Genomic DNA, 23,057 nt, shown 5'->3' on the forward strand with positions numbered 1-23,057 from the left:
CGGAAAGTCCAGTCCCTTTTTGATTTTCAAAGAACGAAGTACTGGGAATTTGGCGACCGATTCCCAGCCCCCTCGGGGGCTGGGAACTAGCCTTCAAGTGCTTTCAAAACATACTATACGAGGGGGACGGACCATGCGAATATTCGGCCTGTTGCTGCCGGCCTATTGGAAGGGAACGACGGTCAGGATTGCCGATCCGGCGAGCGCAAGAGGGAAGGAGGCGGAGCTGTTGTTCCGGCATCTGGACGCCAAGGAGCAGTACAAGAGAAGCGTGTATGTCTCCCCGAAGCGGGGAGCGACCGGCCGGATCGTCTCGTTGATGAAGTACAAAAGTCCCGAAGGAAGCCCATTCATTTATTACGGCGTACTGGTCAAGGACGTGCTGTATGCGCTGGAAGAAAGCAGATTGGCGAAGGTGTAGGGGGACGGCTCCGTGACGGATATTTTCAACAAAATTCTGGGAGTGCTTCTGGCATTCACCTTGCTCGCCGGAGCTCCGCTCGTGATCAACACGATGGGCAAGGATCTGACGATGAACCGGAGCGTGCTTAACGAGATGACCAACCTGATCGACAAGGTGACGGACAAAGGAACGCTGACGGAGGATGACATGACGGATTTCTATCTGGGCATCTCCTCGTACGGCGTCACGATGGACGCGACGGTTCAGCGATACATCAAGGTCGTCAATCCGGACGGGGCCGGCGGGACCTATACGACATACATGCTCAGCGACCAGGCGGTCGGATCGAGATGGAACAAGGGAGATGTCATCAAAGTGACGGTCAAAGCGGTCGATTACACCTCCTCGCAGCGAATCCAGTACCGTCTGCTGCACTTGACCCCCGCGAAATTCGATCAGACCCTGTCGGGCATGATCCGAAAGTAGGCGGCTATGAGCAGATTTTTCGGCATTGTCAACCTGGTGGTTATTATCTTCCTTGCGGCCTTGCTGACCGGCTATATGACCTATCGCTACAAAGAGAGCAACGAGATCGAGCAATTAAAGCTGAGCTATGCGATCGACTACGCGACGGATGCCGGTACGATGGCCATGCTGGACACGGCAAGCCTGGACATGGATTATTCGAAGTTCAAATACTTGAACATGGACCCGAACCTGGCGCTGGACGCGTTCCTCGACGTCTTCTGCTTCAATTACGACCTGCCTCCGACGAAGGAGAACAAGGACATGATGAAGGATTACATTCCGGTGGCGGCAGTGGCTACATTCGACGGCTACTATCTCGCCTCGCACCAGCTCGTTCATAACAACGGGGGCGATTATCCGGAGACTGCGGAGAACGATTCGGATTGGGATCTCGTCTTCGGGATGAAGCTTCCCTACAGCTATAAGCCCGACGGGAATTCATCCGCAACCTACGCCTTGAACATGGGGCTGGAATACTACTATGCCCTCGAAGGGGGCACCTTGTCCAAGCAGATGGGGCTGCCGCCGGACGAATCCGGAACGTTGACTCCCAATGAGGCGCGCAAATACATTAACGACAAAATCGCGAACAGCATGGCCGACAGCATCGATACCTTTAACGAGAATAATCCGAACTGGCAGAATTCGTTCTACATTCCGAGTTCGCTGACGACCTTCAGCGGCGTCAATCCGATCGAAGGTCCAAGCTTCCTCGTTCTGGTTCAAGGGTTGAATCTGACAACGGCCCGGTCGATTAGCGGATTCAGCGTATCCGGCTCGAAGATCGACCTTGTCCGAAGTGTCGTCGGTTATACGCGCAACGGCCAGCACTACTACGCCTTCGCCGATAAGGTGCCCGAAGGAGTTGCCGTTGAAGAGCTCTTCACTTCGCTCGACGAGGCGGCGGAGGACGGCTATTCCTTCGATCCCCTGTTCATGAATTAAAGAAAGGAGGAATGCGGCATGCTGCGGACACTGCCGATTGCGCTTGTGCTGCTTCTGACCTTCGCGGCTGTCGCTCAAGCGGAGAATGCCTCCGTCCTGCTTAAGATGTATGGCATATCCGCGACCGATCCGGTGGAAGAAGAAGCGAAGCTAAGTCTGCTGGAGGAAGAATATTCCGTCAAGGCTTCCGAGGTCAGCTCCAATACGATGCTTGCCGCCGCTTACGAGTTGATGAGCCAGTACAGCGAGGAGGTGCTGGCCGGAATGGATTCGGAGATTTATGCCTTATCCGACGAATTGAACGCTATTGAGGCGGCAATGGGGGCCAGCAAGGAGCAAGACGTGGCCACGATCATGGAGCTTGATTCGCAATATCGCACCGCAGCCGCAAGGCTCGAGGAGAAGCGCCGGCTCAGGGACGAGTGGACAGAAGCCGCACAGGCACAGCCACTCGACGTCCCGTCGCAGGAGAAGCTGGAGCAGGACAAGAGCAGCCTGAACTCGCTGGGAGATAAAGTCGACCGCCAGAGGCAGAAGTACGAGCAAGCGTTGGAATACCCGGAGCTTGGGGAAGTGACGAGCTTCAAGTCCCCGCTGGCGATTCCGGTGCGGATGACCTCGGGCTACGGAGTAAGGCTGGACCCGATAACGCGGGACCGCATGACCTTCCATAGCGGCATGGATATGGGGGCACCGATCGGAACGGCCGTGCTGGCGGCGTTTAACGGTTATGTGGAGGAGGCTTCCCGCAATGAAGAACTCGGCTATTATGTCATTCTTAATCACGGGAGAGGCATCAAGACGCTCTACGGGCATCTCTCCGGCTATCAGGTCGAGCAAGGGCAGCAAGTGAAGCAGTACGAACCGATCGCCGAGTCCGGCAACACCGGCTCCCGCTCGACGGGACCGCACCTGCACTTCGGCTTGTTCATCAACGGCCGAACCGTGGACCCGGGTATTCTGGTGCCGCATTGATATCGCGATCAAGGAGGCGGGTTCTTATGCTAGTCGTGTCGAAGGAACGCTATCGGCCTTCCATGCTGAATACGATCGTTCTGTTTAAGGATCATTGGTATTACTACGTTCACCGGAGCGTCTACGACCAGACGGTGCTGTTGGCCGATCAATTCGGTTCGGCAGAGGAATTGGCCGAGCTCGTCGGCGGGACGCCCGTCAATCGGGAGGCTGCCGATTGGTTCTACGAGCATGCGCCGGCGCCGTTGCGGATTCTGGCCCCCTTCCTTCTGTTGGTGGAAGAGGAGCTGGAGCAGGACATGGAGATGTGTTGCGGAGCGTTGCACGTTATCACCTCCATGATTCACGTTAAGCACTTCATTCAGAAGCCGCTCGAGATTCGCAAGAGTGTGCTGTTCTCCTCCGCTGTCAAGGAAGAGTACGAGATGATGTGGGAGAGCTTCTTCCTGTCCGCGATTCCCCGCGAGCGGGCGGAGCCTTCGCCTTCGCTCCAAGCGCCTCTTCCGGATTCGATGGAGACGGAGCAGTTGTTCCGGCCGAGGGATTCCTGCGGCTCCGCGGGGCGCGGCGCGCAGGGGGATGCGATGCATCGGGAGGCTACGGAGGCGGAGAAGGCAGCGACGCGGAATCTGCTGCGATAGTTCGATAGTTCGCGGCGGGCGGTGCGGAAGCAAGCTTATTTATGGAGGCAGATAGAGGCAGATAGAGGCAGATAGAGGCAGATAGAGGCAGATAGAGGCAGATAGAGGCAGATAGAGCAGATTCATAGACGGGAGAGGTCGGCGCATGATGGAGCACGATTATAGAAGCGAGGCCAAGCAAGCGATTGCCGTGATCACCGGGGAGCTGAACACGCTTCGGCAGGAATCGGAACGGCTGAAGGAGAGATATGGCGAGGCCGCGGCGACGAACGATCTGACCTTCATTAAGATTCTGGAGGAAAAATACGGCTGCCTGACAGATGAGATCGGCCGGATCGGAGCGGCCGTATCCGAAGTGGAAGCCGAACTGGAGGAACGGAAGGAGGCGATCGGAATTGGGGGGGAAAACGAAGCTTCTCGACTCTCGCCAGCTTGAGGGGCTCTATCGCGAGAGCAAATCGTTCGAGCAGCGCGGCAACGACGGCATGCAGAAGATTGTGAAGGAGCTGTCCAAGCTGAACGAGCTTGTTGTCCAGCGCGACTTGAACGGAGAAGACAAAGCTGCCGCAAGGCAAGCGGTCTTGACGATTCACGAAGCCTTGAATTCTCTCAAGCAGAATCTGGAGGATACGAGGTTATTGATCGAAGCGAAGATCGCGGGCACGGTTCATTCGAGAGACAACGGAGGAGCGAACGGTTCGGCATCGAGGGCGGTCGGCGCTTGGGGGGATATCCCGGGCAACGTTCGATTGAAGAGATGAAGACCAGAGAGATATCGGCCGACGAATTCTCGTCGCGCTTCGGAGTCGAACGGGCGGCCGGCGACTTCGCTTACTTCGTCTGCGACAACGGAATCGGCATGATCCGGGACAATCGGACCCGGACGATGGAAGTGATCGTCCTTCCGGAGGCGAAGCCGGAAGCGCTAAGCGAAGAGGATGAGATCGCTCTGATGTCCGCGATCTGCGGAGAGTACGAGCAGGATTGCCTGTGGAATGACGGGCTGCCGAAGAGCGATCGGTTGCAGGATTACGAAGAGAGGGAGCAAGCCGCAGGGCGAAGGCTTAACGGAATCCGGGCGATGCTCGGAGGCGCAATCGCCGTCTGCTTCGCGCTAATTGCGTGGTTCTGCCTTCAGGACTGGACTTAATCGCAACAGACTCTACTCGGAGAACGGTGGACTTCATGAGCAGAATGATTTTCCTCGGAATCGCCGCTTGTATCCTTCTGATCGCGATCTATACGCTGCATCGAATTCGTTCCTGCCCGCCGGAGCCGAAGCTGTTCGGCTGGCCTGAATCCGATTCGGCACAACTGCTTGCGTTCCTGGAGGCCGCCGACAACGCCTATATTCTGACTCACTTGCGCAAGGAGATCAGCTACTTCAGCAAGTATGCGGCCCACTCCGTCTGCAACGAGGTCATCGACTGGATCTTCAAGAACCCTCCGAAGATGTTCGGCACCCCGAGATCCCGAACCCGTACGTGGACTGTTCTGGATCGGGACCCGGAGCGGCTGATCGTCCGCAAGCAGGTCTTGCAGCATCAGATCGAGGTGAGGCGAGGAATGAAGGTTGCGCTGGGCGACGATATGGTGGAGCTGTGGAACGTATCGAGGAGCTCGGGCGGTTATCTGGTTACGGAAGTCTCCGCCGAGCCGCAAACGAACAAATCTGGAGGGAGCGGGCATGCAGCTTTCCTTGCTGAAAGATAACGAGCTATACTCCTGCGTCCTGCCGGACAAGCAGAGAGGGCAATATTGGGTTACCCAGAGGAACGAGCAGGGGTTCGAGGAGCAAGTCATCGGAGTCGAGGGAATAGCCGGACGGTGGATTCTGAAGTCGAACCGGAACGCGTACATTCAGGACGTCAACAAGCGGAGAGTGAAGGAACTGGCCGTCGAGGCGCCGTGCTTCTACAGCATCTTCCTGAGAAACTCCAAGCAGACGGTCTGGATCTACGCGGAGCCGGTATCGGACGACCGGAAGATTGTCAATAAGTATGTGCTGCCCGATCAAGGCAAGCTGACGATCGGCCGTTCCGACGATTGCGACATTCGGTTCGGCAACCGGTACGTCTCGTCGAAGCATGCGGAGCTTCTCCTGTCTTCCTCGGGCTTGACGGTTCAGGACTTGGGCAGCGCGAACGGGACGTTCGTGAACGGGTTTCGGGTTCAGCGCAAGGAACTGCGGCCCGGAGACATCATCTACGTGATCGGGCTCAAGATCATCGTCGGTCAAGGCTTCATTGCCATCAACAATCCGGACGGCCAGATGAACTGCAAGCCTCAGCTCCTGAGACCTTACGCGAAGCAGATGCCGCTGCCTTACGACGAAGAAGAGGAATTGTCGCGGGAAGGGGCATCAAGCCGGATCTTCTACCGTTCGCCTCGTTTCCGCAGGGACATCTCCAGAGCGGAGCTGAAGATCGATCCTCCTCCGGCTCCGGCGAGCCCGGACCAGACGCCGCTTCTCCTGATGCTGGGACCGTCGGTCACGATGGGCTTGTCCGCGGCGGTTATGGGCGTATTCTCGGTGCAGAATGTGCTCAGCAGAGGAGGCTCGCTGGGAAGCGCTACGCCTACGATTGCGATGTCGCTCAGCATGCTTCTCGGAACGCTGCTGTGGCCGATTCTGACGAGGAAGTACGACAGGAAGAAGCGCGCCGAACGCGAGAGCCGAAGGCAGAGCAAGTATCGGGATTATATCGAGCAGATCAGGCAGGAGATCGCGGACGAAGCCGTCCATCAGAGCCGGATTCTCCACGAGAACCATGTGACCGTCGACGATTGCGTGACCCGGATCAGGCTGCGTCAGCGCAATCTGTGGGAGCGGACTCGCGGGCAGAACGACTTCCTGACGGTGCGGCTAGGCCTCGGCCAGTTGCCGCTGGATGCGGAGATTCATTATCCGGAGAAAAGATTTATGCTGGACGACGACAACCTGCAGGAGGAGCTGTACAAGCTGGCGGAGGAGCCCAAGGTTCTTCAGCAGGTTCCGGTTACGCTGTCGCTCGCCGAGGACTGGGTCAGCGGTTTTATCGGGAACCGCAGCAACGTCGTCGACCTCGTCAAGGGGATTATTCTTCAATTGATCGCCCTGCACAGCTACGACGAGTTGAAGCTGGTCTTCCTCTTCGATAACAGCGAGCAGGAGGTGTGGGACTTCGTCAAGTGGCTGCCGCACTCGTGGAACAACGATCGTTCCGTTCGTCTATTGGCAACGACGCCAAGCGAGGTCAAGGAGCTATCCTCTTGCCTTGAGAAAGAAGTTGCGAAGAGAGAAACGAGCCGCAGCGGGGAGGAGGCGAAGGAGTCAGGCCCTTATTACGTTCTGTTCATGATGAATAAGAGCCTGGCTTCCAAGTTCGATGTGCTCCACACCCTCTATAAGCAGAAGAAAAACATCGGCTTCAGCGTGGTTCATCTCTACGACGAGCTTAAGAACGTGCCGAAGGAGAGCTCCATGGTCGTGGAATTCGGCGGCGGCGCCTCCAAGCTCTACGACAAGGACGATATTACGGGCAAGCATATCGCTTTCCAGCCGGACTTCTACCTGAAGCAGAACGAACGCGACCTGGCCGTAAGCCTGGCCAACACGGAGCTCGACTCGGCCGCTTCTTCGTACGCGCTGCCGAATATGCTGACGTTCCTCGACTTGTTCGAGGTGGGCAAGATTGAGCATCTGAACGCGCTCACGCGCTGGAAGGAGAACGATCCGACCGTCTCGCTCGAGACCGCCATCGGGGTCGATCCGACAGGCGAACGCTTTAAGCTCGATCTGCACGAGAGGTTCCACGGCCCTCACGGCTTGATCGCCGGAATGACCGGGTCGGGGAAGAGCGAGTTTATCATGACCTTTATCCTGTCGCTGGCCGTCAACTACCATCCATACGAGGTCGCCTTTATTCTGATCGACTACAAGGGCGGCGGCATGGCGAACGCCTTCACGAGCTTGCCCCACTTGGCGGGAACCATCACGAACCTGGATGGAGCGGCGGTCAAGCGTTCCCTCGTCTCGATCCAGAGCGAGCTGAAGCGCCGGCAGTCCATCTTCGGAGAGACGAGCAAGCGGGTAGGCATCAGCAATATCGATATTTACAAATATCAGAAGCTGTACCGGGAAGGTCAAGTGACGGAGCCGCTCCAGCATCTGTTCATCATCTCCGACGAGTTCGCGGAGTTGAAGACGCAGCAGCCGGAATTCATGGAGCAATTGGTCAGCGCGGCGAGAATCGGCCGGAGCCTGGGGGTTCACTTGATCCTGGCAACCCAGAAGCCTTCGGGCGTCGTCGACGATCAGATCTGGAGCAACAGCAAGTTCAGGATCTGCCTCAAGGTGCAAGAGAAGGCGGACAGCATGGACGTCATCAAGCGGCCCGACGCGGCCGAGCTGTCGGTGACGGGAAGATATTACGTGCAGGTCGGCTTCAACGAGCTGTTCGAGCTCGGCCAGTCGGCCTGGGGCGGAGCGCCTTATTATTCTTCCGATCGGACGGAGAAGCCGAAGGAGGAAGGCATCAAGGTAATCGACAATCTGGGGCGGGTCGTCAAGGAGGTTCGCATCGATCGGAACAAGAACGCGATCAAGAATCCTCCGAAGCAGATTGACGAGATCAATAAGTATCTGTCCGGCATCGCCGAGGAAGAGGGAATTCGGATCAGGCCGCTGTGGATGGAGCCGATTCCCGCCCTTATCTATGTGGACGAGCTGCGGGCCAAGTACAAGGCCACGGCCACGGCTTCCGGTCCTGCAGTTCTGAACCCGGTTATCGGCGAAGTGGACGATCCCGCCAACCAGCGACAATTCGCGATGACGCTGCCCCTGACTCAGGAAGGCAATGTCATCGTCTACGGCGCGGCGGGCAACGGCAAGACGACGTTCGTTACAACGGCGATCTGCGCGCTCATGAACGAGCATACGCCGGCGCAGCTCAACTTCTACTTGCTGGACTTCGGCTCCGAGACGCTGCGTTCGTTCGCCAAGGCGCCGCATGTCGGCGACGTGCTTCTGTCGCACGAAACGGAGAAGGTGAACAACCTGTTCAAGCTTCTCTTCGGCGAGATCGACCGGCGGAAGAAGCTGTTCGCGGACTACGGCGGGGACTTCTCGTCTTACATCCGGGCGACGGGAGAGGACCTGGCTTCGATTGTCGTCGTCATTCACAATTATGCCTCCTTCACGGAGATTTACGATGACAAGGATGAAGCGATGGCGTACTTGACGCGGGAAGGGCTGAAGTATGGAATCTACTTCATCCTGACGGCCTCTAACACCGGGGCGGTCAGGTACCGGCTGCTGCAGAACTTCAAGCAATTGTTCGTCCTGCAATTGAACGATCCTGCCGATTATTCCGGCGTGCTGGGTCACGTGGACGGCGTCTATCCTTCCAAGTTCAAGGGAAGAGGCATCTATAAGACGGACACCGTTTACGAATTCCAGATCGCGCATGCCGTTCACGATATAGAGAACACGTTCGAGAGCATCCGGCAATGGTGCAGCGACTATGCGCAAAGCTGGAAGCATACGGGAGCTTCGAGAATTCCGATTCTTCCGGAGCGGGTCGATCTCGACTATCTCGCGGAGAGAATCAAGCTGGAGCAGGAACCCCGATTACCGGTGGGAGTGGAGAAGAGCAGCCTGTCTCTCGCCTATTATCCGTTCCGGCAATCCTATATCAGCCTTGTCCTCTCGCAGAATAACGATAATCCGGACTTCATCCGCGGCATTGAGGAAGTGATCGCCGCCCAGGGGAGCTCCGAGATCGTCGCTCTGGACCCCGAGAGGCAGACCGTCTCCGAGCTGGAGCAGAAGGTTGCGGGGCTGTTCTACACGCTTGTTGCCCGCAACAACGAATACAAGGATGCGCTCGAGAGGGGCGATCCTCCTCCGAGCTTCGGACAACTGTCCTGCTTAATCTATTCGTTGTCGGGTGTCTTGTCCGTCATCTCGGGGGACTGCCAGGACAAGCTGAAGGTGCTGCTCGAGAAGGGGATCGCCGCCTATCGGGTGAGCGTGATCCTGTGCGATTCCGCCTCGAAGCTCTCGTCCTGCTCCTATGAGAATTGGTTCAAGGCGAACGTGTCGACAAGCGATGGGATCTGGCTCGGCAACGGCATTGCCGATCAGTACCAACTGAAGCTGGCCAAGACGACAAGCGAGCTGTATCAAGAGATTGGAGACGAATTCGGCTATGTGGTCGTCAAGGGCAAGCCGATTCTGATCAAGCTCCTGTCTCTTCGCGCATCGGAGAAGGAGGCGGCTCTCGTTGGATAACATCCTGGTCGAGATCTATCTGCCTGTCGCCGGAAGATGCTTCGATGTGTATATCCCTCTGACGAGCAGGCTTCACGAGGTTGAAGTACTGCTGGCGAAGGCGTTCATGGAGGTCTCCGGCGGATACTTCGTCGGCTCTCCCGATTCCGTTCTATGCGACCGGGAGTCCGGCACTGTGCTGGATATTAACAAGTCGGCTCTGGAGCTGGGCATGTGCAACGGATCCAGGCTGATGTTAATATAATAAATTTTCTGTTGAGAGGAGCAATGATTCATGGCAAGAAAGATTGTTGTCGATCCGGCCAAGCTGGAGAGCGCGGCACAGCAAATCGATGCGCAGGCGGCCGATTACGAGCAGCAGTTCAAGCAGTTGTTCATGGAAGTGGATGGGATGGGAGCCGCGTGGAAGGGCGTGGACAATGTCGCTTACACGACCCAAATCAAGGGGTTCGAGGACGACTTCCGGAAGATGAAGGAGCTTATGATTCAATACTCCGACTTCCTGAAGACAAGCGCGACAACCTACCGCAACACGCAGAGCGATCTGGTCAGTCAGGCCAAGAAGCTGGTCAATTAAATTCATAGAAGGAGGAATCCATTATGGCAATCGAGGGCATCAGCATATCGCTTGGAGAGGTCTCGAAGACGGCGGGGACGATTCGCACCCTCAACAACAGCCTGTCGGATCGACTGGATCAAATTATGAAGGCCATGAACGATCTGGAATCGACCTGGAGCAGCGATGCGTCGACCACGATCCGCAACAAGTTCAACTCCTTGTCGCCGCGGTTCAAGGAATACTATCAGGTGGTCGATTCGTATGCCAGCTTCCTGGATACGACCGTAACCAACTACGATACGGCCGAGACCCAGATCAACAATAACGCCAGCGCGTTCAAGTAGAGCATAGCTGCCTATCGGGGATGTTCCCTGTCCCCGATAGGTTATTCCAATCCGAAGAAGGGCGGGGGAGCGAGCGAATGGGCATTAACGTAAGTCTTGCGAATTCTCAAGCCGGTTCGATAGACGGCCAAGCTGCGGCGTTAAGGGATGTCGCCAATGGCTTGAACGATTACCGAACGGCGCTGAACGCTTCATGGCAGGCGGAAGAGACGGTGTTCATCAACGCCGCGTTCGATCGCATTGTAAGCGAGCTTCGCCAATTGGCATCCGATCTGAATTCGATCGGCAGCGATATTGCAAGTGTCGCGGCAGAGATCAGGCGGGAAGAAGAGGCAAGGGAAGCGGCCGAACGGGCGGCCAGGGAACAGGCGGCGAGAGAAGCGGCCGCAAGGGAAGCCGCACTGAGGGAAGCGGCATCGAAGTCGAAGTAAGATGAGGCGGGAAGGAGAGTGCGACACTTGGCCATGATCTCCATTCAACTGGATACCGCAAGAAGCTTAAGGGAGAGGTTATATGCTTGCTCGGTCAGGCTGGCGAATGCAAGCAACGGCTTCGATATGACAACGGCCGGCGTCGATTCGCAGATTGCCTCGCGTCGAAGCATCGGCTCCCGGATATCCAGGGCTTCGAATGCGCTGTACTTGCTGGAGGACCGACTCAGACAATGGAATGCGTTTATTCTCCTGGCCTTGGAGCGATATCAACAGATAGAATTCGAATTGAACGTCAAGGCTTCGGATATGGTGGCTCCGTCCTTCTTGCAGCAAGCTGTTTGGGAATATTCTCAATTGAAAGATAATTCTTATTACAAGTTTTATTTGGATGCCATCAACCCTGCGTTATCCTCTTTGGATAAGAGCAACTTGATGATGTATGCAGGTAATTTAAAATTTTACATGAAAAAAGATGAGTTCGGCAATATCCTCCTTAAAGTGTGGGATTTTAAGGAGGCGAGTGTCAGCAATCTTGCGGATGTCAACAAATACCGCAATCTTCTTATTCAGAACTTTGGGGGGACAGCTTCCCGCTGGGATCGAAGCTTTGTTACTCAACTAGTGAATGATGGAATACCGCTATACGGTCCTCATGGTTCTAGCTCGAGTTTTTTTGCAAGCAATAGCAATAAATTTATGAGGTTCGACACAAGGGGAATTCCGGTTGACGATTTAAGCCAATATATCAATGACTTGCAGTTCGACAAGAGCAAGAATTTTTTTAACGCTTTGAAAAGTGCGGCTTTAGATGACTTAAAGGTCTGGGAGGACTTTAGAGGCTGGAAAAACACGATAAATGTGACTGGAAAAAGTCTGGGGATCTTGGGGAATGCGGTAACTGTTGCAAATGATTTTGTTGACAATTTCTATAGTGAAGAGATGGGCTGGAGCTTCTCGGGAGACCAATGGGAGAAGTTCGGCGTCGATTTGACTGTTGATGTAGCATCAGGGGCTGCGGCAATGGCTTTAGGGGGAGCGATAGGTACTCTTATTCTCCCTCCTCTGGGGACTGTAGTGGGAATAGGCGCTGGAGCAGCAATAAACTGGCTCATGAACACGGATGTGTTTACGGGAACCAGTGCTGTAGACTGGGCAAAGGACGAAATCAAAAGCAGCATCGACTTCATCGAGAATAACTACAAGGACGCGACAGATTGGGTAGGGGATAAAACGAAAGAAGGAGTAGACTGGGTCCAATCGCAAGCGCAAGGCGTGTGGAAGCAAGCGAACAATAAGCTGGAAGAAGTTAAATCAGAGGTGGTAAACTCTGTAATTAAGGGGGTTGGAAAGAAACTCTCTAATATATTCGGCTAGAGGTGTGAAATGATGCCGCAATTACGGGAAGAGGATGTAGTCAGACTTCTATCGATCGCGAAGAATCGATTGCATCCGGAGGCCGTTGTACCGTTTTTCTGGGGCGTATTCTTTTACGAAGCCCTTATGTTTCTAATTCCGTCCATCGGAATTTATAAGAATCCGGATGCTCCGCCGTGGACTGGGTTTGCCAATGTTTGTGTTGCGATGGTCGTCATTCAGTTTCTGATTGCCTTGCTGTTTTCCTTTAAATCAATCATTTATCGATTTCAAAAAGTACAATTCGTGTTGCTTGGCGTAGTGGGATTCATAATGTCGCTTGCCATGTACCCGGCTTTTTTTGTGGCCTGTGCAATAATCGACGAACCCGTAGACCTGGTCCTGACAGGCGCGGCTATTCTTTGTTGTGGTCTGCTCTTATTAGCTTGGTCAACCCGTCACGCTATACGAAGACTTAGAAACGGGCAGTTCAGAGAAGGAGGAAGATTGCTTTATAACTTTCAGAAGCCGCAAGGTTCCGTTAACAAGCCTCTGATTTACGGAATGGCGTTATTCGGCGGCATATTGGCTAGAAATGTGGTCGTTTATGGCATATCTGAAGCATATATTCCGCTTGCGTTAGGAACATTAATTCAATATTGCATGAGCTTGGCGCTTCCGGAATTTTTGCTGGTTGCGTATTGCAAATTCAAGTTTGACGACTTTATTCTCTCAAGACCTCCGGCCGCAACTAAAGGACAACAAAACAAAAATAAGCTGAAAACACAGCGCATAAATGCATTTAAGAATCCAGTTAAGGTGTTAAAGTATTGTGCCCGCTGGAACGTACAGGGAGCAAAGGCGACGGTCGGAGCGATGATTGTGGTTTGGACCGAACTGGCAGTCATTCTTTTTCTCCTCATTGTTCTTTTATATGTATCGGATGCGGAAGGAAGAGCCGAGATGGTTCCATTTCATACCTTTGCCGGATCGAGTCTAATTCTGAGCTATCTTTTCGCAATCGCAATTCTTATTCCGACCGTTGTTGTTTTATGGTTCGTCAAGCTTATTTTTAAAAAGCAGTCTTGAAATTACTGGGAATAAAGGTAGGAGGCTCTCATGTTGCAACGAACGAGCGAGGAAGATTATTACCAGTTACGGTTAATTGCCGGAAGCAGATTGGATCCCACAAGGTTATCTGCTTTCATTAGAGAAAGCGAGGGGGACATTCGTAAGGACCTTCGCGGATGAATTTAAGGTTTGGGATGATTACAGGGGGTGGAACAGCGCTATGACCGGAGCCGGCAAATTCTTGGGGGCTGCCGGGAATATTATCATGGTGGGCAACGATGTACTGGATAACTTTTATAACCCGAACACGGGCAAGTGGAGCTACTCGGGAGAGCAGTTGGAGGAGTTTACGGTTGATCTAACTGTTGATGTGGCGTCCGGAGCGGCTTTTATGGCTGCGGGAGCGGCGGCGGGTTCCTTTATTTTGCCGCCTGCGGGAACCATTCTGGGCGCTGGGGTTGGATTGGCTCTCAACTTTGCGTTTAACAGCAAATTTGGTCCCGACAATAAGAGCTTGATCGATTACACGAAAGATGGAATTAAGTTCACATTGGATGATCCTGTGCAAGCCGCCGAGAATGTCGTTCAATTCGTAGGCGAGGGAGCGAATTATGTCGCGAATAAGGTTAAAGATGGTGCTCAACAGCTTGTTGGCGGAATAGGCAAGCAGGTTTCCAAAATCTTTTGGTAGGAGGCATATATGCTTCATCGAACGAGCGAGGAGGATTATTTCGAACTCAATGGGATTGCAAAGACCAGACTCCATCCTGTACGAATGAAGACTTTTTTTGTTGCTGTCCTTTTCTTCGAAGCAATCATGTTTGGCGTGACCTTATTCGCCATGAATGTCAGTGAATATATTACCAGACCGATCTGGCCAAAGATCAATGCACTGGATTGGTCAATCTTCGTCATCCAACTTATATTGACCTTGGTCTTCCTAAGGACTAGAATCGCGTATCAGCATCAGAAGATTCAGGCTACATTCTTGTCTGCTGTCACATTCCTGATGTCAGTGTCCGTTTATATCCCTTTCTTTGTTATGTGGGAGGATTCACGCACGCCGGTCTATGTCGCCCATATGGGGGTTATTTCTTTACTCCTTGGTCTCGTTATTCTTGTTTATTGCACTTATAGAAGTATGATCAGGGTCCAGAAAGGCATGTTTAGGAAAGGAGGCAGGCTGCTTTACGATTTCCAGAATAAAGTGGGTACGGTTAAGGTGCCGCTTATCGGAGCGTGTGTGATTCTTGCGGGAAGCTTCGCACGATACGCCAGTTCGGAGGGGGTCTCTTCGGAGATGTTCCAACCTCTTGGCTATCTCTTCATTTGCATTGTTCTGCAGTATACGTTATCGATTGTTATGCCCGAGTTCTTCTTGCTTACTTATTGCAAGTTTAGATTTGAATCGTTCCTTATTCAAGCGCCGCCTGAATTGAACATCCAAGTAAAGGCCAGTCCAAAAGAAATCAAAGGCTTGTCCATGCCCTTCCAAACCCTGAAATACTGGGCGGGCTGGGATATGAGAGGGAAAAAAGCTTCCTTCGGAGCGCTGCTTATCGTATGGACGGAACTCGCTATCATTATGTTCATCCTGTACGCCTTGCTTCATCTGACGGATGCCGAAGGCAGAGCCGAGCTTGCCCGGTTTCAGGCCTTTATCGGACCTGCAGCCATCGTAAGCTATACTTTCGCTTTAGCCGTGCTGCTTCCTGTGCAGCTTGTTCTTTTCCTTATCCAATTGACCGCAAGAATGAGACGCCATTTCAAGAAAACCGAGCAATAATCCCATAGACGGCAAACTCTCTACATAGAAGCACCAAACCGGGATCGTCAAAGGCAAAGTCTTCTCTGGCCATCCCTATTTTCGTATGGACAAAAATCGCGATACAAGCCGGCTTTTGACCTCGCTCGCGTTATCGATACCCCCCAAATTCCATCCTCCGAAGGAGTGTCCATTCATGAAAATCAAACGTTGTCCGGTTGTTCTCCACAATGTGATCAGCACCAAAGCAAGATGCCGTATCGACGAATGGGACGTGCCGGCCAGGGAGCTCAGGAATGCGATCGTCAAGAATGGCCTGTACGGGACCGGACCGATCGTCTACCAGGTGTACGGCTACGATCCTTCCAGCGAGGAAGCGGACTATGTGTTTATGCTGCCGGTAAGCCAGCCCATTAATATGCCGGAGAACGGCAAGTTCGGCTTCGTCAGGGAATGGGAACATCAAGACGGCTTCGTCTTGAGGCATGCGGACCCGGACGACGATATCGAACAGTCCTATGAGATTCTGCGAGCATGCGCGCACGCGAATCAAGTCCGCCTGCAGGAGCCTTTTTACCACATTTACTTGGATGTTTACGGAGAAGGCATTATTGACATTTACGCTCCGATCGCGCAGGAGGAGTAAGCGATGGTTAATCCTTCCGATTCGATCCGGCACACCAACGTCCTGTCCAAGCGTTATCGCTTCCATTACACCGAGATGGAACGGGCGCTTGAGCAATTCACAAGCGAGGTTGACCGCCTGCAAGCGTCGCCCAAGGCTCCGCTCTTCTACTCTCTCAACAATGTGCCGATGGACGAGTTTATGAACGTCGAATTTTTCCTGCCCGTTCAGGAGGACCGGGTGGATGTTCGCGATGACATGATCTTCCACAGCTACTTCAGCGTGGAGGACATGATCTCATGCAGCATCCATACCCACATCGAGGCCTACACGGAAGTAGCTTATCGAATCCTGCTGGAATACATCAAGCAGAAGGAGCTGCTGCAGGCGACTCCCGTCTTCCACGTTCTGTCGGGAGACCGCACGCTTCCGTACTTATCGCTTAAGATCGGAGTTCAACCCAAGTCAGAGTAGAGGTCGGTGATTGTCATGCTAAGCCCCGGCGATTGGATCGGGAATCGATATCGAATAGACAAGCTGCTGGCCAAGGGAGGGATGGGCTGCGTTTATCTGGCGAAGGACACGAAGCTGGGGGATAAAGCTTGGGCCGTCAAAGAGATTTTGCAATTTTCCAATAATGAAGCCTTTCTTGAGGAAGCGCGGCTCCTGACTCAGCTCTCGCACCCTAATATTCCCCATGTGACCGATTACTTCGAGCCGGATGCCGAAGGACGCTGTTATCTGGTCATGGAGTACATTCGGGGCAGCACCTTGCAGAGCCGATTCGATGCCGATCCCCGGACGCTTCCGCCGCCCGAGATATTGAGATATGCCCTGCAGATTTGCGATATTCTCGCTTACCTGCACGGGCAGCCGAAGCCGGTTGTTTTCCGCGACTTGAAGCCTTCCAACATCATGATCGACGAGTACGACAACATCAAGCTGATCGACTTCGGCATCGCTCGCAAATTCGACCAGGGCAAGCCCGGCGATACGGTCCAGATGGGAACGATCGCCTTCGCGGCGCCGGAGCAATTCACGAAGGGGCAGACCGATCCGCGGGCGGACATCTACGCATTGGGAGCGGTGCTCTACTACTTGCTTACCGGAGGCAGCTTTGTTCCTCGGACGAGAGAATCGTTCGCTCCCCTTCCGCCGGCATGGACTCGTCTGATCCAGAGGATGCTGGAGCCCGAACCGGCGAATCGGGTACAGGCGATCGAAGAAGTCCGAGAGCAACTGAAGCTTCTGACGGATGGAGAGCCGGCAGAAGCTCCGGCTCCGCCCGATCGGATGCGAACCACGATGCTTCAGGAGGAGGAGCGGACTTGGCTTAGGACCATGCAGCTTGCCGGAGATTCCCTGTTCCCCGTTGGCGCACAGTCTTACACGGTCAAGGCAAGCCAGAGCCACCCGGCCTTGATCCTCTATCTGCTGGATGTCAGCGGATCGATGAGCCTGACGAACGGGCACAAGAAGAGGATCGACATCGTGGCAGAATCGCTCAACGTGGCGCTTAGGCAGATGGTGTTCCGATCGACCAAGGGGAGTCGAATCTCCGCCCGGTACCGGGTTGCCATTATCGCTTACAGCGACGATGTGAACGACCTGCTTGGCGGAATCAAGAGCATCGACGCTCTGATGAACACGGGGATGCTGCCGGTTCTTGCGACCCATCGGTTCACGGATACCGCCAAAGCGTTCCTCTATGCGGAATCGCTGCTCCGGGCGGAGCTTCCGCGCATTCAGGATTGCCCGGCGCCGCTTGTCTGCCACATGACGGACGGGGTGTACACGGGAGAAGATCCGGAGCCGATCGTTCGCCGAATCATGAACATGTCGGTTAAGGACGGCAATGTCCTGGTCGAGAACATCTTCATCGGGGACGTGCTCGAGCACGAGATCGAACAGCCCAAGCGCTGGGCGGGAATTCGGGAGAACACGAGCTTCCGGGACGAATACGGCTGCAAGCTGAGGAAGATGTCCTCCGTCATTCCGGAGAGCTACCGCGACATGATGCGCGAAGCGAACTACAACCTGGCTGCGGGTTCCTTGCTGATGTTCCCCGGCACTCACCCTGATTTGGTGTCGCTGGGGTTCCAGATGTCGGCGGCGACTCCAATTCATTAGAGCATGGACAAGCGATATCGATTGTCCCAACGGATGGAGACGGAGGTTCGGCAGCGAATTCTGTGCGAAGGACGCGAATACAGCTACGGCTATTCCCGGTCCCGAGAATCCAGGCTGGGCGGAGAGCCGGGGCAGGATTACCTGACATTCGCGGAGAGTGCGGAGGCTCTATGCTTCGCGTTGTGCGACGGAATCGGCCTGTCCTACTACGGGGATTATGCGGCCCGGTTCGTCGGCGATCGCCTGATCGACTGGCTTGCGGAGCTTCCGAGGGCGAACGAGGGCGGGGCGGAGCTTTCTTATCGGTTAGACAGGTACATGCGGCAGATGACGGCGGAAGCGACGGAGCAGTTGCGCGAGCACGAGATTCCGCCAACCATCACGGGGATGCTTCGAGAGGTCCTGTCTGTTCAAAAGAAAAAGGGAAGCGGAACGATGTACGGAGCGGGACGAATCGATTGGCCGAGCGCGGAGCTGCCGGAGGGAAGAATCGTTCTCGTCTGGCAGGGGGATATCCGAATTCGGCTATGGGCAGATGGCGTCGAGGCAAGCGCAAGACTGGGCGATAACTTCCATACGAGACACCAGTGGAACAGTGTTGCCGGTCCCGTCGGAGGGCCTCCTTGCGTCCATTGCGACAAGCTGGCGAGCTTGGGGCGGCGAGGGGCGCTGACGATCTATTCGGACGGCTTGCAGGCGCTGGATCGCTTCGCGTCCCCGCTGCCCGTTCCGCAATTGGCAACGCTTCTGAACGGCGAAGCCCGCCATCCGTCAAGCGACGATATCAGCGTGTTCCAAGCGAATTGGGAGCTAAGCGCTGCCGGGATAAACGCGATGAACGACGACTCCGTTAAGCTGCAAGAGAAGGAGACATGAGCAATGGGATTCCAACCCGAAGTCAATTCGCTAATCGCCGTTAACGGTGAGCTGTATTCGATCGGACAACACCCGCAGGCACCGGGCATTCCCTACGGGCAGGAAGGGAGGCAAGGAACGGTTTACCTGCTTCATTCCGAGGACGGGCGGCGCAAGAAGGCCCTTAAGGTATTCAAGAGCAAGTTCGTAACCCCTTCGCTGGTCCATCATACGACTCAGCTGGCCAAGTTCACCGGAATTGCGGGACTGGCCGCCTGCGATCGGTTTATCGTCACTCCTCAGAACAACACGGATCTTCTCCGAAGGGAACCCGAGCTTCTGTACGCGGTTGTAATGGCTTGGGTTGAAGGGCCGACCTGGATGGACATCCTGCTGAACCGGCAGCAGCTCACAAGGAGGGAGGCCCATTCCGCCGCATTCGCTCTGGCACAGGCGCTGGCCTCTATGGAACAGAGGGGGCTGGCTCACTGCGATCTGTCCGGACCGAATGTGATGCTTCCCATGTTGGGAGAAAATGCGGCGAACGTCAGGCCGATCAACAACGTGCAGTTGATCGACCTCGAGCAGATGTATTCGACGCTGCTGGATCGGCCGGAGCATGTGCCCATAGGCTCCCCCGGTTACGCCGGGCGCCTGCTGACGCAAGCTTCGCTGTGGAGCGCGCATTCCGATCGCTTCGCCGGCGCCGTGCTTCTGATGGAGATGCTCGCCTCGTGCACGGATTCGTTCTTCCCGAATGCGTGGGGGGAGAGCTACTTCGCTCCCCAGGAGCTTCAGACGGATGTCGGCCGGTATCACCGGCTGGCGGAGTCGGTCCGTACGAATTGGGGGGAGAGCGTCGCTTCGCTGTTCGTTCGCGCCTGGGAGAGCGGAGATTCGCAGCAATGCCCGACATTCGGCGAATGGATTATCGAGATGGCGAAGATTGAACGTTATATCGCGAAGGAGCCGCAGGCGCCGGGGGCCGGGCTCGAGCAGGCGGCCGCAGCGACGGAATCCTCGCCTTCCGAATATGCGGGTGTCCAAGCCGCACTTCTTCGCAAGGCGGAGCAGCTCGAAGCGAAGGAGAAGTTCAAGGAAGCAATCGGGGCGTATCGGGCTATCCAAGCCCGCAATCCGAACAGCAGCCTCGCGAAGGAAGTCGATATCGCCATTGAAGCGTTGGAGAAGAGACATGGCGGCAAGTCGAGCCTCAAGCGGGAACGGGGCAAGCTTGCTCTTCGATGGGGCAAGCGGATCGTGTGGACGGTCGGCGTGCTCGGCGTACTCGGGACAGGCGGCTACTACGGGTACGGTTATCTCAAGGATATCGACTTCCACCGGGGCGGAGCCCGGCAGGATCAGCTTACGCTCGAAGAAGCGAAGGAGTCCATTCGCAGCCTGGAGCAATCGGTACGGGAGAAGGAAGCGGCCATTGCACAGCTAAGCAAGCAGCTCGAAGAGCAGAAGAAGCCGATGTCCAAGCGATCGGACGAACTGATGGGGAAGCTTGCCGAGGATTACGAGAGCATTCGCAAGCTCGGCAACGATTCCGGGGATACGGGAGAAGGGCCGTCCGCTCAGGCTTATAAGGCGGCCAAGCAATATATGGACGATCTGTTCCACTCGCTTGTCTATTCGTTCAACATGGACGAGAAGTTCGTGGAACAGACCCGCATCGTCGAAGGCTACTACTATCCGTACCTCTACAATCGCAATCGCAACACCCAGCTCAACATCAAGTTTTTCCGAGAGTATGCCGTCAACTTCCAAGGAGGAGATCAACCATGATATTCGGAGCCTCGCTAGGCCCATTCGTGAAGAAAGCGCTGGAGAACAAAGCATTCCAGACCAATGTGAACAAGATCATCGAATTCCTTCCGCAACCGCCGGAATTGTCCAATATGGATGCCGTCGTTCTGGGGCCTAAAGATATGAAGGGTGCAACGGGGCAAGCCTTGAACGAGGCGGTGAGCATCAGGCACCCGAGGGTGGCTGTGTTCTACTTCTATATGAAGGACGAAGAAGCCGAACTGATCGGAGGCGATGTCCGCAAGATTCAGGCGGGCAAGGTGACGCCGGACGGCATTCAGCAGGCCGTCGTGTCCGTGATCGAGATGCAAGCCATCGGCAGCGACTCGAGAGTTCTGGAATCGGCGGATGCGAAGAGCTTCCGGCCGGCGGTGAGCCTGCCGGGCTTGCCGGACGAGGCGCGGACGGAAGCGGAGGAGCTGAGGTTCGAGGAGTCCGAGGCGGGGGCGATGCCTGAAGCGCATCGGGAGCGGGAGGCGGCTCGGGAAGAGGCGGCATCCGCCTCTGAAGCTGCTGCTGCCTCCGCAGTGGATACCTCCGTAGCGGATACCTCCCATGAACGCATGGCGTCCATCGGGCTATCGAGCGAAGAGGTGGCCGACTTGTTATCGGGGGCTTCCGGGCTGTCGATCGAAGCCAAGCTGACGGAGATGGGCAAGTTCGGCGACTTCGACTACTTCAAGAGGTCGCTGGGGAAGGAGAATGTCGTCTCCGACCTCCTGCGCGAGAACACGGAGTACGCGACGGTCGTCAACCTGCTGGACGTGCTGGATCGGCGTCTGTTCGAGGTATTCAAGGATACGTCGTTGCCGCCGGGGGAGCGCTTCGAACGGATCAAGCAGATCGGCGTGGAGCGCGCGGCTTACAGCGGGATCGGAAGCAGCCTCCTTGCGGACAAGGTCCGGTCGATTATGGAAGCCGTCGTAACGGCTGCGGAAGCGACGGTCGAAGCCCGGATCGAGCAGCTTCGTTCGGCTCTTGGGACGATTGCGGATGCGAAAAGCGTATATGAGGATCGTGGCCGGCTGGACGCGTTGATCCAATCGCGACTTGCTATTCAAGCCGATCTGATGGAGCTGTCCAAGCAGATTATCGAGGTCTATATGGCAATGGATCGGAACGTTAACGAGCTGCTCACGGGAATTGAGGACCATCATGCGTCGGAGAACGATTACGTGAACGAGATCATGAAGCCGTACAAGCCTCTGCTCGTCCCGCAGAATATCGGGGCTGTGACGAACCGGCTGATCGGCGATCTTCAGAGAAGCCGTGTGGCCTTGTCCATTGTCGAAGACAAGATCAAGCCTCTGATCAATCTCGTGTTCAAGCTGTGCGAGGAGGACGCGATCATCATCGACTACCAGCAGAAGCTGATCCAACTGCTAATGGCGCAACGCGTCGAGGATGTCGTCGTTGTGGACACGCTGATCAAGAATTCGCTGCGGCTGTTCGTCGGCGCCTCCGATACCGGTCGAACGGCGACCGCCGTAACCTGGTCCGGCATTGTTGCGCGCAGGCACAACACGCTGCTGCTCGATCTGACCGGGCAATCGAAGCTGAGGCACTACGGAATGGAACCCATCGGTCTGGAGGAGCTGCTGGAGAACCGGATCGAGAGACCGTTCCTCGGAGTCGAGGCCGATCTTGGAGAGGATCTGGAGCGGGTCGACCAAGTTGTAGCGGAGCTTAAGACGCGGCTTCATTACTACGCCAATATCCACGTCATCCTGGACGCCTCCCAGACATGGCTTCTTGATCGATTGGCTGCGTCCGCGCTGTCGGTTCACTTCATTACGGATTGCACGCCTCGCGGAACGGAGCAGGTGAAGCGGGCAATCGAAGGCTTCAAGGAGGATAACATCGCGAGGAAAATCGTGCTGATCGATCCGCCGATCGAGCCGCTGCGTCTGCTCTCGGAGCTGTCCGTCGATCCGTTGACGACGAAGCTGATTGTCCTCCCGCGGCTGAATCCGCTTAAAGCTTGCTCGCTGACTCGTACCCGGCCTTACGAGAGCCAGGAGATCACGGAAGTGTTCGAGGAGGCGTTCCGATGAGCAAGGCTGCCCGTGTCGAAGACAATTCCGGCGCATTCGACTATCAGGCGGATGGGCCAAGCTCGCAGGACAGCCTGGATTACGCGCAATTGCAGGAGCAATTGACCGTGATCCCGCGGGAGGCGGTTCTTCAGCCGGCCGAATCGGTTCATGTCTCATTGGAGTTTGATGCGACAACCATTGCTATCTTCGCAGGGAGCGCATTGCTTGCGAGCCTTGCTGCCGTCGTTCTATTCAAAGCCATTAGAAAACGAAGAAGGGGCTGGTGAGGGCGGAGAACGACGATTGG

General features: G+C 55.3%; 25 protein-coding genes and 1 pseudogene. All 26 read left to right on the top strand.

Annotated elements, in window-relative coordinates; genetic code table 11:
- Window positions 1–133: 133 nt before the first annotated feature.
- The 26 genes and pseudogenes from E6C55_RS26960 (at window position 134) to E6C55_RS27080 (ending at window position 23,037) form a co-directional block, all read left to right on the top strand.
- Entirely contained in the window at window positions 134–421 is a 288-nt protein-coding gene (locus E6C55_RS26960) for a hypothetical protein (RefSeq protein ID WP_136372945.1), read from the top strand.
- A gap of 12 nt (window positions 422–433) precedes the next feature.
- Entirely contained in the window at window positions 434–889 is a 456-nt protein-coding gene (locus tag E6C55_RS26965) for a hypothetical protein (protein WP_136372946.1), read from the top strand.
- Between the two features lie 6 nt (window positions 890–895).
- Window positions 896–1,876: a hypothetical protein gene (locus E6C55_RS26970; RefSeq protein ID WP_136372947.1), complete on the top strand. Its 981-nt coding sequence runs from the start codon at window positions 896–898 to the stop codon at window positions 1,874–1,876.
- 18 nt (window positions 1,877–1,894) lie between these two features.
- A complete protein-coding gene (locus tag E6C55_RS26975; protein ID WP_136372948.1) occupies window positions 1,895–2,851 on the top strand; it encodes a M23 family metallopeptidase in 957 nt (318 codons plus the stop codon).
- Between the two features lie 26 nt (window positions 2,852–2,877).
- Entirely contained in the window at window positions 2,878–3,492 is a 615-nt protein-coding gene (locus E6C55_RS26980; protein ID WP_136372949.1) for a hypothetical protein, read from the top strand.
- A 145-nt stretch (window positions 3,493–3,637) separates the two neighbouring features.
- On the top strand, window positions 3,638–3,928 hold the full coding sequence (locus E6C55_RS26985; protein ID WP_136372950.1) for a hypothetical protein: 291 nt from the start codon (window positions 3,638–3,640) through the stop codon (window positions 3,926–3,928).
- Window positions 3,888–4,253 (top strand): hypothetical protein, encoded by a 366-nt coding sequence (locus E6C55_RS26990; RefSeq protein WP_136372951.1) that lies wholly within the window; start codon window positions 3,888–3,890, stop codon window positions 4,251–4,253. The genes E6C55_RS26985 and E6C55_RS26990 overlap by 41 nt, the downstream gene beginning before the upstream one ends.
- On the top strand, window positions 4,250–4,642 hold the full coding sequence (locus E6C55_RS26995) for a hypothetical protein (RefSeq protein ID WP_136372952.1): 393 nt from the start codon (window positions 4,250–4,252) through the stop codon (window positions 4,640–4,642). The genes E6C55_RS26990 and E6C55_RS26995 overlap by 4 nt, the downstream gene beginning before the upstream one ends.
- Window positions 4,643–4,677: 35 nt before the next feature.
- Entirely contained in the window at window positions 4,678–5,205 is a 528-nt protein-coding gene (locus E6C55_RS27000) for a hypothetical protein (RefSeq protein WP_136372953.1), read from the top strand.
- Window positions 5,180–9,766, top strand: coding sequence for a type VII secretion protein EssC (essC, locus tag E6C55_RS27005; protein WP_136372954.1), 4,587 nt, complete (start codon window positions 5,180–5,182; stop codon window positions 9,764–9,766). The genes E6C55_RS27000 and essC overlap by 26 nt, the downstream gene beginning before the upstream one ends.
- Window positions 9,759–10,010: a methyltransferase gene (locus E6C55_RS27010; protein ID WP_136372955.1), complete on the top strand. Its 252-nt coding sequence runs from the start codon at window positions 9,759–9,761 to the stop codon at window positions 10,008–10,010. The genes essC and E6C55_RS27010 overlap by 8 nt, the downstream gene beginning before the upstream one ends.
- Before the next feature lie 30 nt (window positions 10,011–10,040).
- Window positions 10,041–10,343, top strand: coding sequence for a WXG100 family type VII secretion target (locus E6C55_RS27015; RefSeq protein WP_136372956.1), 303 nt, complete (start codon window positions 10,041–10,043; stop codon window positions 10,341–10,343).
- A 23-nt stretch (window positions 10,344–10,366) separates the two neighbouring features.
- Window positions 10,367–10,669, top strand: coding sequence for a pore-forming ESAT-6 family protein (locus E6C55_RS27020; RefSeq protein ID WP_136372957.1), 303 nt, complete (start codon window positions 10,367–10,369; stop codon window positions 10,667–10,669).
- Window positions 10,670–10,746: 77 nt separating this feature from the next.
- On the top strand, window positions 10,747–11,100 hold the full coding sequence (locus tag E6C55_RS34305) for a hypothetical protein (RefSeq protein WP_211093659.1): 354 nt from the start codon (window positions 10,747–10,749) through the stop codon (window positions 11,098–11,100).
- A 27-nt stretch (window positions 11,101–11,127) separates the two neighbouring features.
- Entirely contained in the window at window positions 11,128–12,477 is a 1,350-nt protein-coding gene (locus tag E6C55_RS27030; protein ID WP_136372958.1) for a hypothetical protein, read from the top strand.
- Between the two features lie 9 nt (window positions 12,478–12,486).
- On the top strand, window positions 12,487–13,545 hold the full coding sequence (locus E6C55_RS27035) for a hypothetical protein (RefSeq protein WP_136372959.1): 1,059 nt from the start codon (window positions 12,487–12,489) through the stop codon (window positions 13,543–13,545).
- A 202-nt stretch (window positions 13,546–13,747) separates the two neighbouring features.
- Window positions 13,748–14,218 carry a hypothetical protein gene (locus E6C55_RS27040; protein ID WP_136372960.1) on the top strand — a complete coding sequence of 157 codons (471 nt, stop codon included), beginning with the start codon at window positions 13,748–13,750 and terminating at the stop codon, window positions 14,216–14,218.
- 9 nt (window positions 14,219–14,227) lie between these two features.
- On the top strand, window positions 14,228–15,313 hold the full coding sequence (locus tag E6C55_RS27045) for a hypothetical protein (protein WP_136372961.1): 1,086 nt from the start codon (window positions 14,228–14,230) through the stop codon (window positions 15,311–15,313).
- Between the two features lie 175 nt (window positions 15,314–15,488).
- Window positions 15,489–15,938, top strand: coding sequence for a DUF5085 domain-containing protein (locus E6C55_RS27050; RefSeq protein WP_136372962.1), 450 nt, complete (start codon window positions 15,489–15,491; stop codon window positions 15,936–15,938).
- A gap of 3 nt (window positions 15,939–15,941) precedes the next feature.
- The gene (locus E6C55_RS27055; RefSeq protein WP_136372963.1) at window positions 15,942–16,391 is read left to right on the top strand and encodes a DUF5085 family protein; all 450 of its coding nucleotides are present in this window, start codon (window positions 15,942–15,944) and stop codon (window positions 16,389–16,391) included.
- A 15-nt stretch (window positions 16,392–16,406) separates the two neighbouring features.
- Window positions 16,407–17,030: pseudogene (locus E6C55_RS34910) on the top strand (serine/threonine protein kinase); the annotation flags it as partial.
- Window positions 17,031–17,258: 228 nt separating this feature from the next.
- The gene (locus E6C55_RS34915; RefSeq protein WP_230986884.1) at window positions 17,259–18,047 is read left to right on the top strand and encodes a vWA domain-containing protein; all 789 of its coding nucleotides are present in this window, start codon (window positions 17,259–17,261) and stop codon (window positions 18,045–18,047) included.
- 21 nt (window positions 18,048–18,068) lie between these two features.
- Window positions 18,069–18,923, top strand: coding sequence for a hypothetical protein (locus E6C55_RS27065; RefSeq protein WP_136372965.1), 855 nt, complete (start codon window positions 18,069–18,071; stop codon window positions 18,921–18,923).
- Between the two features lie 3 nt (window positions 18,924–18,926).
- Window positions 18,927–20,693, top strand: coding sequence for a protein kinase domain-containing protein (locus E6C55_RS27070; protein WP_136372966.1), 1,767 nt, complete (start codon window positions 18,927–18,929; stop codon window positions 20,691–20,693).
- The gene (locus E6C55_RS27075; protein WP_136372967.1) at window positions 20,690–22,768 is read left to right on the top strand and encodes a hypothetical protein; all 2,079 of its coding nucleotides are present in this window, start codon (window positions 20,690–20,692) and stop codon (window positions 22,766–22,768) included. The genes E6C55_RS27070 and E6C55_RS27075 overlap by 4 nt, the downstream gene beginning before the upstream one ends.
- Window positions 22,765–23,037 (top strand): hypothetical protein, encoded by a 273-nt coding sequence (locus E6C55_RS27080; protein ID WP_136372968.1) that lies wholly within the window; start codon window positions 22,765–22,767, stop codon window positions 23,035–23,037. The genes E6C55_RS27075 and E6C55_RS27080 overlap by 4 nt, the downstream gene beginning before the upstream one ends.
- The last annotated feature ends 20 nt before the right edge of the window (window positions 23,038–23,057 follow it).

It is taken from the genome of Cohnella fermenti (genome assembly GCF_004801405.1).
In the GTDB taxonomy this organism is placed as follows: domain Bacteria; phylum Bacillota; class Bacilli; order Paenibacillales; family Paenibacillaceae; genus Cohnella; species Cohnella fermenti.